This is a genomic window from Acidovorax sp. SRB_24, from assembly GCF_012931925.1.
In genome coordinates, this window is the sequence record NZ_MWOM01000098.1 from 1 (window position 1) to 11,191 (window position 11,191).

The 11,191-nt window shown below is 59.0% G+C and carries 11 protein-coding genes, 2 pseudogenes and 1 other annotated feature; of the genes and pseudogenes, 6 read left to right on the top strand and 7 right to left on the bottom strand.

Annotated elements, in window-relative coordinates; translation table 11 throughout:
• Positions 1 to 257: 257 nt before the first annotated feature.
• Complete coding sequence (locus B2J89_RS19850; protein ID WP_206043050.1) at positions 258 to 500, top strand: LysR substrate-binding domain-containing protein; 243 nt, start codon at positions 258 to 260, stop codon at positions 498 to 500.
• Positions 501 to 589: 89 nt separating this feature from the next.
• Here the strand turns inward: B2J89_RS19850 and otnI are convergent, their stop codons facing one another.
• From otnI to B2J89_RS19870, 4 genes are all read right to left on the bottom strand, one after another.
• Positions 590 to 1,399, bottom strand: a complete 810-nt coding sequence (gene otnI / locus B2J89_RS19855) for a 2-oxo-tetronate isomerase (RefSeq protein WP_169170608.1) — start codon at positions 1,397 to 1,399, stop codon at positions 590 to 592.
• Between the two features lie 49 nt (positions 1,400 to 1,448).
• Positions 1,449 to 2,132, bottom strand: coding sequence for an aldolase (locus B2J89_RS19860; protein WP_169170609.1), 684 nt, complete (start codon positions 2,130 to 2,132; stop codon positions 1,449 to 1,451).
• 14 nt (positions 2,133 to 2,146) lie between these two features.
• Positions 2,147 to 3,412, bottom strand: a complete 1,266-nt coding sequence (otnK, locus tag B2J89_RS19865; RefSeq protein WP_169170610.1) for a 3-oxo-tetronate kinase — start codon at positions 3,410 to 3,412, stop codon at positions 2,147 to 2,149.
• A gap of 279 nt (positions 3,413 to 3,691) precedes the next feature.
• On the bottom strand, positions 3,692 to 4,711 hold the full coding sequence (locus tag B2J89_RS19870; RefSeq protein WP_169170611.1) for a 4-hydroxythreonine-4-phosphate dehydrogenase PdxA: 1,020 nt from the start codon (positions 4,709 to 4,711) through the stop codon (positions 3,692 to 3,694).
• Between the two features lie 78 nt (positions 4,712 to 4,789).
• Between B2J89_RS19870 and B2J89_RS19875 the strand changes: the two genes are divergently transcribed.
• The 5 genes from B2J89_RS19875 to B2J89_RS19895 all read left to right on the top strand — a co-directional run bounded on the left by B2J89_RS19875 (position 4,790) and on the right by B2J89_RS19895 (position 8,827).
• Positions 4,790 to 5,758: a tripartite tricarboxylate transporter substrate binding protein gene (locus B2J89_RS19875; RefSeq protein WP_169170612.1), complete on the top strand. Its 969-nt coding sequence runs from the start codon at positions 4,790 to 4,792 to the stop codon at positions 5,756 to 5,758.
• Positions 5,758 to 6,615: an NAD(P)-dependent oxidoreductase gene (locus B2J89_RS19880; protein ID WP_169170613.1), complete on the top strand. Its 858-nt coding sequence runs from the start codon at positions 5,758 to 5,760 to the stop codon at positions 6,613 to 6,615. Before B2J89_RS19875 ends, B2J89_RS19880 begins: the two co-directional genes overlap by 1 nt.
• A complete protein-coding gene (locus B2J89_RS19885) occupies positions 6,590 to 7,420 on the top strand; it encodes an amidohydrolase family protein (protein WP_169170614.1) in 831 nt (276 codons plus the stop codon). Before B2J89_RS19880 ends, B2J89_RS19885 begins: the two co-directional genes overlap by 26 nt.
• 133 nt (positions 7,421 to 7,553) lie before the next feature.
• Complete coding sequence (locus tag B2J89_RS19890) at positions 7,554 to 8,198, top strand: FCD domain-containing protein (protein WP_169170615.1); 645 nt, start codon at positions 7,554 to 7,556, stop codon at positions 8,196 to 8,198.
• Between the two features lie 422 nt (positions 8,199 to 8,620).
• Entirely contained in the window at positions 8,621 to 8,827 is a 207-nt protein-coding gene (locus B2J89_RS19895; protein WP_169170616.1) for a dodecin, read from the top strand.
• Between the two features lie 233 nt (positions 8,828 to 9,060).
• Here B2J89_RS19895 and B2J89_RS19900 read toward each other — a convergent pair.
• The 3 genes and pseudogenes from B2J89_RS19900 to B2J89_RS19910 all read right to left on the bottom strand — a co-directional run.
• Positions 9,061 to 10,291: pseudogene (locus B2J89_RS19900) on the bottom strand (IS3 family transposase).
• Positions 9,897 to 10,013, bottom strand: a sequence feature (AL1L pseudoknot). (Overlaps the previous pseudogene by 117 nt.)
• 51 nt (positions 10,292 to 10,342) lie before the next feature.
• Positions 10,343 to 10,825: pseudogene (locus B2J89_RS22865) on the bottom strand (tyrosine-type recombinase/integrase); the annotation flags it as partial.
• Positions 10,826 to 11,065: 240 nt separating this feature from the next.
• Positions 11,066 to 11,191: phosphate acyltransferase (locus tag B2J89_RS19910; RefSeq protein ID WP_169170617.1), on the bottom strand; the 126-nt coding region annotated here is incomplete at its 5' end.

Sequence of the window (11,191 nt, forward strand, 5' to 3'; positions counted from 1 at the left end):
ACTCGCCCGTGCTGCGCTGGGGATGGCCGAAAGGCGCGTTGCCAAAATAGCCGGGAAGCGGCGCTAGTCCCAGGCAAGCTGAGGCTACGGTCGGCGCAAAACGGCGGGTGAAATTACCGGAACGGTGGTCCGGTTCAGGCTGGCAGCTGCCGCTCAGTTTCGGCGCTTCAATGACAACTACCACCGTTTCCGGTCATTAACCCATCCATGGGTCGTATGTCCGATGGGGGCTGGTTATCAGCCATTCAGCCGCGCTCGTGTGGGGGACCAACGATGGCAGCGCCGCCACCCACTGGGCCCTGCAAGGCCACGGTGTGCTCATGCGCTCCGAATGGGATGTGGCATCCCACTTGGCTTCGGGGCGGTTGCGGCGCGTGCTGTGCGGCTGGGCATTGCCGGCTGCCGATGTGACACTGGTGTACCCGACCAAGAGTGACCTGTCTGCCAAAACGCGGGCGCTGGCGGATTTCTTGCGGGAGTCGTTTGCGCAGGAGATGTGACTGCGGCTTTCTCGTGTGTGGGCTAAAAATGAAGCAAGTTTTTCTCGGTACGCACTGGCGGGCAAGAAAAATAGGGAGTAATGAGCCGCTCAGGTTGCTCTTTTTAGCCAACCCAAACCCGCCGAAGTACCACCGGGGACGCTACCGCGTGCCGGACGGTATTCGCAGCCAATCCAACCTTGCCAGCCGAATTCTGTGGAGATTTCGTCGATCACCTCGAAAAGGTACGCATAGTTCATCTCACCAACATCGGGCTCATGGCGTTGTGGCACGCCAGCGATCTGAAAATGCCCAACCCGTCCTGTGGGAAGGTATTCGCGAATCTTCATGGCCACGTCGCCCTCAACCACTTGGCAATGGTAGAGGTCGAACTGAACCTTCACGTTGCTGGCGCCGATTTTTTCGATCAGCTGATGGGCGTGGTCCTGCCGATTTAAAAAATAAGCCGGCATGTCGCGGAGGTTGATCGGCTCGAGCAGCAGATCCACTCCTGCTCGCGCTGCCTCGCCTGCCGCCCAGCGGAGGTTCGCCACGTATGTGGACTCAACCGTTGATCGATCTTTTCCGGTAGGCAGTAGGCCGGCCATCACGTGGATGCGTTTGCAGGCCAGGGATTCGGCGTAACGTAGAGCCGTTTCGATGCCATCACGGAACTCGGCCTCCCGGCCGGGCTGGCATGCCAGGCCCCGTTCGCCAGCTTCCCAGTCGCCGGGCTTTGCGTTGAACAGGACCTGCTCAATCCCTAAGTCCTGCAATCGAGCGGCAATCTCCGCTGCCGGATGGGCATAGGGAAACAGATATTCAACCCCCCGAAAACCGTCTTTTGCCGCCGCTTCGAAGCGGTCCAGGAAGTTCAACTCCGGATAAAGCATGGACAGGTTGGCGGCAAATTGAGGCATGGCTTGAATTTCGCAAGGAATGAAAGGAGGCGGCCACTGCGCGAGCCACCTACCATCGGGCGTGGAAAGTCCGCCTCAATTCTTCGATCTGAGGCTCGGTCAGTGCGCAAGGCTTGGGTGAGGTGGCGCCCAGCCAGAGCTTCGCGGTCTCCTCCAGCTCTTCCAGTACCGCCATGGCTGACGCTGGTGAGTCCTGCCAAACGTTGGGACCGAGACGCTGAAGCATCACCGCCCGAATCGGCCGGCCGGAGGTACCGTACTGTTCTATCGCTTCGGCCACTGCATCGGCAGCCGCAACCGCGCCAGGCCGGTGATAAGGGATGAGCGGAACGTGTCCGACCTTCATGACGAAGTAAGGTGTGATCGCCGGCAGCAGTTCTTCATGCGATGCAACCGCCTCCTGCAGACTCAACGCCACGCAATGCGTGCTGTGGGTGTGCAACACACATCGGGTCATGGGATCGAAAGGCGCTGCGGCCTTATAAATGCGCGAATGCAATGCCAATGTCTTGCTGGCTCGTTCTCCGCTTGTCTGCCGGCCCTGCAGGTCGACAAACGCCAGTTCGGCTGGATCGAGAAAACCCAAGCAAGCATCCGTAGGGGTAATCAGGAAACCATCGTCGAGCTTGACGCTGATATTTCCGGCGGTCGCGTGGACATATCCACGCTCGAAAAGGCTGCGGCCAACCCGGCAGATTTCTTCCCGGGCGCGGGATTCGGTGAGGGAAGTCATGCCGAAAAATCGCGTCAAGCGTCCACTAGCGCGAAGGCCTTGGTGAAGAATTCTTCACCGCCGAAGTTGCCGGATTTCAATGCAATGTGCATGCCGTCCGGAGCGCCTTCACAGTATGCATGGCACCATGGCACGCCGGGATCGATCTGCGTGCCGATCTGCATCTGCATGATTCCTAGCTCTTGGACGCACGCGCCCGAGGTCTCGCCTCCGGCCACGACGAGTTGCCGGACACCGCGTTCGACCAAGCCGCGCGCGATGGCCGCCATCGCATGCTCGATAAGCGTGCCCCCCTGTTCCACACCTAGCTTCGCCTGAACAGCCTTTACCGCGCCGGCTTCGGCGGTCGAGTACACCAGGACGGGTCCGTCCTTCAGCAGCGGCTCTGCCCAGGCAAGCACATCACCGACGACATCTTCACCCGCGGCTATCCGCAGCGGATCGACACCGACGGCCGGCCGTCCAGTCTTGGCGAACGCGAGGGTCTGCCGCTGGGTGGCAAGCGAACAGCTTCCAGAAACTACCGCCTGGAAGCCACCTGCTGAGGGTAATCTGGACGCTTTTTCGGAGGGTGAGATACCGAAATTCGCTGTTAGCCCACTTGCCAGGCCTGAACCTGCTGTAACCAATGGGATATCGTGAAATGCAGGAGCCATGCGCGCAAGGTCGGCATTTGAAATTGCATCGACGATGGCAATGCCAACGCCTTCAGCGCGAAGTTGTGCGATTCGCGCTCGTATTGCGCCCTCGCCCTCGGCAACGACACGGTAATCGATGAGGCCGACCTTCCTGCTGCACTGCGCCTGCAACACCCGTACTAAATTAGGGTCCGTCATCGGCGTCAAAGGATGGTCGCGCATGCTGCTTTCGTGCAACAACACATCGCCTACGAAAAGGTGGCCTTTGAAAACGGTGCGCTGATTGTCTGGGAAAGCGGGAGTGGCTATGGTGAAGTCGGTTCCGAGCGCATCCATCAGCGCCTCAGTCACTTGGCCAATGTTTCCGTCCGGCGTGCTATCGAAAGTTGAGCAATACTTAAAATAAACCTGTCGCGCGCCCTGAGACCGCAGCCAATCGGCCGCGTTAAGGGTATCTCGTACAGCGTCTGTTACCGGTACGGTACGAGACTTGAGACTGACCACGACTGCATCCACGTCGACGGTTAGCCGCATCGGGGGAACACCCATGGTCAGCATCACGCGCATCCCACCACGGACCAAGTTGTTCGCGAGGTCGGTTGCGCCCGTGAAATCGTCAGCAATACATCCGAGCAATGGCATTTAACGTCCTGTCGTACTTCTCAAGTTCAGTGCTTTCTCGACCGCTGCGGGGGAGGGCGCGTGCCCAATTTTTTGGACCAGCCACCGTGTCGACCCGAGGCGTGATGCTTCCTTCGGTGCTCGACGGATCGCCCATCAACTGACAGTAGGTTCGGCCGCGCGTTCGCTGTATGCAGTTGATCCCGCGGCCGAGCCCTGTCTTTTGTCAGCCTTTGCCCACCGTAGGCGCGTTCAAGCGCCCGCTGTGCGAATCGAGTCTTTCAACAACAGCGAGCGAATTCACGCTGCTTGAAGACGCTTGTCACGGGTCGATGCACCCATGCGCGCAGAAGTCAGCAGCGCATTCTTCATGGCACCGTCTCCAGCGATACCCTGGCCAACTATGTCGTAGGCGGTGCCATGCGCAGGGGTCGTGATCGGCATGGGCAGGCCGTAGTGCACGGTGATGCCATGGCCGAAGCTCAGCAGCTTCATGGCGATTTGGCCCTGGTCGTGGTACATGGTCAGCACGCCGTCGTAACCACCGCCGTTTTCCTTCTTCACCGCGCGCACGAAAGTCGTGTCGGCCGGGAACGGACCATCGGCCTTGAAGCCATGGGAAGCTGCGAGCTGGACACCGGGCTCGATGACCTCGATTTCATCGCGACCGAATGCCCCGCCGTCGCCGTTGTGTGGATTGAGTCCGCAAACTGCGATGCGCGGGTTAACGAACCCGGCTGCCTGAAGCCCTTGGTTCAGGAGACCAATGTTGTGGGCGATACGTTCAGGCGTCAGCAAGCTGCTGACCATCTTGTGGGGAACGTGGGAGGTGACACGCGATGTCCACAGCTTGTCGTTGACGTTGAACTCTACGCACGGACCCTTGTAGTTGAGCACTTCACAAAAATAGTGCATTTCGTCCGGGTGCGTGGAACCTCCGGCGCGCATCGCGGCCTTGTTGAGCGGTGCGATGCAGATCGAATCCGCGATCCCGTCCTGACACAGGTGAAGTGCTTTAGCCAAGCCGTCGAGCATGAACCTGCCGCTCTTCGCGTTGGCGACGCTCAACTCGAAGCCGCTGTCATTGGCATGCTCCCACTGGAGCAGTTGGGGCCGGTCCGATGCGACGGGGACGGGGTCAGCATCCTTAACTTCGGTATGGACGCCTGCGACGCGCATGCCTTCTTCTAGGACAGAACGGCTTCCGATAATCAGCAGCTTGCAGGCGTTGTGCACCTCTGGATCTGCCAGCACTTTGGCGACGATTTCTGGGCCGATGCCAGACGGATCGCCAATGAACAGTGCGACGGTGGGCTTCATAAAAACTCCTTGTGGAAACAGCTTGACAGTTTATGCGCATTGTCGACAATCAGCAATACATAAAACCTGGAGACATACATGAATAAGGTTCGCCGTGCTCTGACTTTTTCGCTGTTGGCGATGGGTGCAACAAAGGTAAGTGCTCAGGCAGCGCCGAGCAAACCGGTCCGTCTGATCGTGGGTTTTGCTGCCGGAGGGGGAACCGATTTCGTCGCGCGTGTACTTGCCGAAGGACTGACCCGACGCTGGGGACAATCTGTTGTGGTAGACAACCGTACCGGTGCAAGCGGCATGCTGGCTGCGGACGCAGTAGCTAAGGCGGCCCCTGATGGACTCACGCTTTTGTTGTCACCGCAGACATCGATAGCGGTTGCGCCGCACATGTACGCCAAGCCACCATACGACCCTCTGAAGGATTTGACGCCAATTACCAACGTCGCGGCTTCGCCGCTGGTGTTGGTGGCTCATCCGTCGTTCCCGGCGAACAACTTTGCGGAATTCGTGGCTTACGTGCGCGCCAATCCAGGGAAAGTCAGCTACGCGTCGGGTGGCATAGGGTCATCGCCTCACATGACGTCTGAGTTGTTGAACGCGCGTCTGAACCTCAAGGCCGTCCACGTTCCCTACCGCGGGGAAACCCCTGCGCTTACCGATGTCATGGGCAACCAGGTCGACGTGCTGTTCGCCAACATTCCGTCAGGGATGCCACATGTTCGCAGTGGAAAACTCAAGGCATTGGTTACGACCGGTGCGGCGCGTTCGCGCCTTGCTCCCGACGTAGGAACCATAGTGGAATCGGGTGAGGGCAATATCGTCACCACAACGTGGAATGCGCTTTATGGCCCCGCAAAAATGTCGCCCGACCTAACCCAGAAAATCTACAACGACGTGGCAGAAGTGTTCAAGGATGCAGCCACGCGCGAGCGTGTGCAGGCCTCGGGCAACGACTTCGTGCTGGATACGCCGCAGGACTTTAGCGTCTACCTGCGCTCGGAAGTCAAGCGCTGGGGAGAGGTGATAAAAGCGGGCAACATCCGAGCCGAATGATGGAGCGCGCATACCACACACCCCGTGCGACGCTCGGGTACAACAGAATTTTGGTGACCGGTGCGGCTGGAGCAATCGGTAAGCTGGTTCGAAAGTGTCTCAAGGGACGCGTGCCACACCTGCGGCTCACTGATATTGCTCCCATTGATACACCGGATGAGGGAGAAGAATTTTGGCCGTGCGATCTGACTGACGCTGTCGGTATCGAGCGCGCCATGAAGGAAGTGGATGCGGTCATTCACCTGGGAGCGAGTCTGAACGTTGACGATTGGCAGCAGACGCTAAACGTGAATATCGGCGGCACTTACAACGTCTTTGATGCCGCAAGGCGGCTCGGGACGAAACGGGTGATTTATGCAAGCTCCCACCATGCTGTTGGGATGTATCCAGTGACCCAACGGATCGGGGTAGAGGATCCGCTGAGGCCCGACAGTTTGTATGGTTTGAGTAAATGCTTTGGTGAAAACCTGGCACGTTACTACTGGGACAAGTTTGCGGTCGAAACGGTCTGTTTGCGCATCGGTTCAGCCCGGCCCAAGCCGATGGAACGTCGGGAATATGTGACGTGGCTCAGCGAGCCAGACTTCGAACGGCTGCTGTTGGCATCGCTTACGGCCTCGGCTGTGGGCTGCAGCGTCATCTATGGCGTGTCAAAAAATGGCGACGTTTGGTGGGACAACAGCGACGCATCTCACATTGGCTTCGAACCGGTTGATATGGCCGAGGCACCGGACGGCGGCATACCCGAGACACCGGACTATCCGCTCCAGGGAGGAAAACGCGCGGCACATGGTTTGGTCAGCAATAGCGCACACCTAGGCAATAAAGTCGATGAGCACAACAAACTTTCGTTTTGACCTTTCCGCTTGGCCACATCCGCCATGCGACACGCACTCGCACATCTATCCGGATGGCGTAAACAGCCCTGGTCATCCCTCTCTTGCAGAGTACCTCAGGGTGATTGGCACGCTCGGGGTGGGGCGCCATGTAGTAGTACACGCCAAAGCCCTGCGTCATGATCAGCGATGCACCCTGGACGTCGTGCAAAGCATCGGGCTGGAACGAGCACGCGCCGTGGTCTGGGAAGAGGCCAGCTGGAATGACAACGACCTGGAGCGACTTCACAGCGCTGGTGTACGCGGCATACGTACGCTGTACGCTGCGGGTGTTCCAGTAGATGTAGCGGCACTACAAAGCACGGCTGCAAAGATCGCGCCTCATGGTTGGCACCTGCTTGTCCAAGCAGAAAGTTTCGCCTGGCCTGGCTGCGTCGATGCGCTGCTTGCTCTGCCCTGTCCGGTCGTGGTGGATCATATCGGCCGATTGGGACCCGACATTGGGCTGGACAGTCTCGAATTCCAGTCACTGGTTCGTTTCGTGCGCGAAGGCGGTTGGATCAAGTTCGCCGCCCCATACTATGGGACCCGACACGGTGCTGCCGACTTCGGAGAGCTTGCCCCGCGGCTTCGCGCCTTCCTCGATGCAGGCAGCTCAAGGGTAATTTGGGGCCTGAACTGGCCCCACCTCAATCTTTCCGACAGGCCGGATGAACACGCCACACTAGAATCGCTGTTGCAGGTGTTAGATTCCGAGTCCCTTGCCCGCGCGGTACTGGCAGAGAATGCAGCCCGGCTCTACGGTTTCAGTGCAACGTCCGTTTAAAGGTGGTTGCAGAGACAGCTAAAGCAGGCAAACTCCCCCGAAGATGACTACTGGTACAAAGCCAACCTTTACGCTCCCGATTCAGTCTCCATCCGATGAGAATTCGGCTCTGGATTTGGTACGCTCGACGTCCTTGGCTACGGCCATCCAGGAAAAGATCGAGCGCATGATCCTTGAAGGGGATCTTGCCCCAGGTCAGCGCCTCAACGAGTTTGCATTGGCCAAGGAGATTGGGGTTAGCCGTAGCCCTGTTCGCGAGGCATGCCGCAAGCTTGAGCAGGCCGGCATGGTAGAAATCATCAATAACCGCGGCATCTTTGTGCGGCAAGTGGATCTCAAGCAAGCACTTGATATTTATGAAATTCGCGGAGCGCTCGCCGAGTTGTCAGGTCAGCTACTAGCGAGAAACGCAACTGCTGCAGACACAGAAGAGTTGCAAAAACGAATTGCCCAGATGGAGGTCAGCGCTAGCGTAGGCGACACCACGTCGTATTACCGGCAAAACCTCGAGTTTCACCGCCGACTCGTTGAATTTACGCGTAACCCGCGTCTTGCAGACATGTTCCTTGCCACTGACAAAGAACTGCACTTGTATCGGCAGAGGAGCTTGGTCCAGTCGTCCGGGATGGAGGTATCCAACAATGAGCACCGAGCTATCGTTGAAAGTGCCAGCGCTCATGATGAGGTCGCGACCGCTGCTGCATTTAAGGCACACATATTGAACGGTCGCCAGCGGGCGATCAGCGCGGTTACCCGAGAGGGTTCTGTTTCGGAATAGACCCGGTACTGAGTTCTGTGTTGAGCCACCAGACGTTGATAATTTTGGGAATGCGGACATAAATCTGACCACGCATCAACTCTGGCCTGCTGCTTTTTTAAGCAGCAGGAAACAAGGAGTGATAGACGTGGCAACACTGAGTGTCGGCAGATGCTGGGCCTTGCGCGACCAACTGTCCATCCGCGTGATGCCCTGCCGCACACACCCATCTCAACACCATCACAAAGTACCTGCGTGCAGATACGACCGAGCCGCGCTACCGCAGGTGGACCAGGTGGCGACGGCCGCTTTTGATGATGCAGCAGCCATTTCTGGCATAGCTTCCCACTAACTGCGGTGAGTCGAATGCGGCCATACTGTGTTTGCCGCTCGTCCTCGTTCCAAGGTCGGGCTGCACAATTTGCCGACTGTCAGGAGGTGCCATGTCCAAGCACGTATACAAGATCCTGGAGCTCACGGGCTCCTCACCTTCCGGCATAGAAGATGCCGTCAACACGGCCATTGCCAAAGCCAGCGAGACCGTCCGCAATATGCAGTGGTTCGAGGTGGTGGAAACGCGCGGCCATATCCACGAGGGCAAGGTCGCCCACTGGCAGGTAACAGTAAAGGTTGGATTCACCCTCGAGTAAGGGATGGACGAGGTCGTAAGCTGCGGTGAGTTCATCGTGGGACCCTTCTGGCTGGAAATTTTCGAGCAAATCCAGATCTGGGGCTGGTTCCGACCAGGAGTCTTCCGGTGAGGCAGGGAGGGGAGTGTCGGTTTCAGGCTGGCTACCGTCATACAGTCTTGGCGCATCAGTGACTGCTGCAGTCACTACCGGTCTGAACCGCCCCGGCTTTCGTGGAGGCCAGTTGGTTTAAGTCAGGCCACCACCGCGGTGGCCTGACTGGCGAGTTGCCTGTAGTAGTTTGCCTCAGCCTCGGCCGGCGGGATGTAGCCGATGGGTTCGAGCAGGCGATGGTGGTTGAACCAGGACACCCATTCGAGCGTGGCCAGTTCCACCGATTCCTTGGTTTTCCAAGGCGCGCGGCGATGGATCAATTCGGCCTTGTACAGCCCGTTGATCGTCTCGGCGAGAGCGTTGTCGTAGGAGTCGCCCTTGCTGCCCACAGACGGCTCGATGCCTGCCTCGGCCAGTCGCTCGGTGTAGCGGATGCTGACGTATTGCGAGCCGCAATCGGAGTGGCAAACCAGCCCCGCATCGCGCTCGGCTGCCTGGCGTACAGCGCCTGCTCCAGGGCGTCGAGCACGAAGTCCGTTCGCATTGAACTACTCACCCGCCAGCCCACGATGCGACGGGCGAACACGTCAATGACGAACGCCACCTACAGCCAGCCCTGCCAGGTCGACACGTAGGTGAAGTCGCTGACCCAGAGTTGGTTCGGCCGCTCGGCCCGGAACTGCCGATTGACCCGGTCCAGCGGGCAAGGCGCCTTGCTGTCGCTGATCGTGGTGCGAACGACCTTGCCGCGCATCACGCCGCGAAGTCCGAGCCGAGGCATCAGCCGCTCCACCGTGCAGCGGGCCACGGCGGTCCCCTCCCGTGCCAGCTGCTTCCAGACCTTGTCTGCGCCGTAGACCTGCATGTTGGCGTTCCAGACGCGTTCGATCTGCGGTGCCAGGGCCTCGTCGCGACGGGCTCGCGCACAGCGCTTGTGCGGTTCGCGCAGCAGCGCTGAATGGCGCCAATATCCCGACGGGGCGATCTGCAGTGCCTTGCAGATCGGCTCGACTCCGTGGGCGGCGCGATGCTTGTCGATGAAGTCGTTCAGGACTTCAGTCGGCGGCCCTGCTCCGCCTGGGCGAAAAACGCGCTGGCCAGCTTCAGGATCTCGTTGGCCCGGCGCAGCTCCTTGTTCTCGCGCTCAAGATCCTTGACCCGTTGCGCCTCGGACGTCGTGACGCCCTCACGGACCCCGGCGTTGACCTCCACCCGCTTGATCCATTCCAGCAGCGTTTGCGGCACGCAGCCGATCTTCGGGGCAATCGATTCGACTGCTGCCCAAAGAGATGGGTACTCCCCCTTGTGCTCCTGCACCATCCTCACCGCCCGCTCACGGACTTCGGGCGAGAACTTGTTCGACTTCTTCATGGCTCAATCCTCTCAGAGATTTGAGCCTCCTCAAAAGCCGGGGCGGTTCACCTTCGTCCTTCGCATTGAGTGCGTCCCATAGTCGGAGCGGTTCAAACCCAGCTCATCGACGCATTTTCCTAGGATCCGGCCGTATTGCCGGGTTCCGAGATGGGGTGAATCGTGAAGCCGGCTCGGGAACAGGAAATTCTCTGGCTTCAGCCCGCCCTGCCTAATCCAAGCCTGCAGGGCGTCTCGGGTGGCTGCCGTGATCTCGAACTGCACCGGGCGCTGAGTCTTGAGCTGCATCACGATGGCGCGCGCCGCCACCTAATCGCCATGGCAGACGTCTCGGACCTTGAGGGCGACGAGATCGCATCCGCGCAACTTACTGTCGATGCCCAGGTTGAAGAGTGCGAGTTCGCGCACACGGTTCTTCATTTGAAGACGGACGCGAAGCGCCCAGATGTCCTTGAGCTTGAATGGAGCTTTCTGGCCGACGACCTTGCCTTTATTCCACGGCTTGCGATGAACGGCATTGCATGCGGTTTCCATGACGGTCTCCCATCGAGTTGAGGGCAGCTCAGGATGCGCTCTGAGGCCATCAAGGCGCCGGCATTTCGTCCAGCACGGATAGCAGGTTTCACACCGATGTGCAGCTTCAGGGCGCCAGGGTAGGCGCACGCATCTGGTCAGAAGTGCAATTTCAAGATGACTTGATTTCTCGCCCGAAACGACCCATAGCAAAGGTCTCAAAGTCCAAGGAGCTGATATCAACTGAAATTGCAATTCCCCTTATGCCTGCCGATCTGAGTTCGCATCGGCCACCGTGAGTGCTGTCATGTTGACGATGCGGCGCACCGTGGCGCTCGGCGTCAGGATGTGCACCGGCTGCGCTGCGCCCAGCAGCACCGGGCCGAT